The sequence below is a fragment of the Mesorhizobium sp. M1A.T.Ca.IN.004.03.1.1 genome (assembly GCF_003997555.1).
Taxonomy (GTDB): Bacteria; Pseudomonadota; Alphaproteobacteria; order Rhizobiales; family Rhizobiaceae; genus Mesorhizobium.
On record NZ_RZTV01000144.1, the window covers coordinates 1 to 310 of the forward strand.

At 64.2% G+C, this 310-nt stretch carries 1 pseudogene; it reads left to right on the forward strand.

The features are described 5' to 3' along the window. Positions 1 to 201 (forward strand): annotated as a pseudogene (locus EOD29_RS31070) (DNA repair exonuclease); the annotation flags it as partial. Between the last annotated feature and the right edge of the window lie 109 nt (positions 202 to 310).

Genomic DNA, 310 nt, shown 5'->3' on the forward strand with positions numbered 1-310 from the left:
GACGAGGTCATCACCCGCAGCGGATTTCGCGACGAGGTCAGGGAGATGGTCCGGGACCTGCTTGCCGACCTGCCGCCCGAGAGCCGGGCATTTGCCGGCCAGAACGAGGCGGGTTTTGAACGCTTCATCGACAACCTTCTCGCCGATGGCGCCGAGGACATCGCCGCCCGGATGAAGGCGGTGGATCGGGGAGACAGCTGATGCGTCTGCGCCGCCTCGACCTCACCCGCTATGGCAAGTTCACCGATCACTCCATCGATTTCGGCGCGGCCCGTCAAGGTTCGCCGGACTTGCACATCGTTTATGGCCT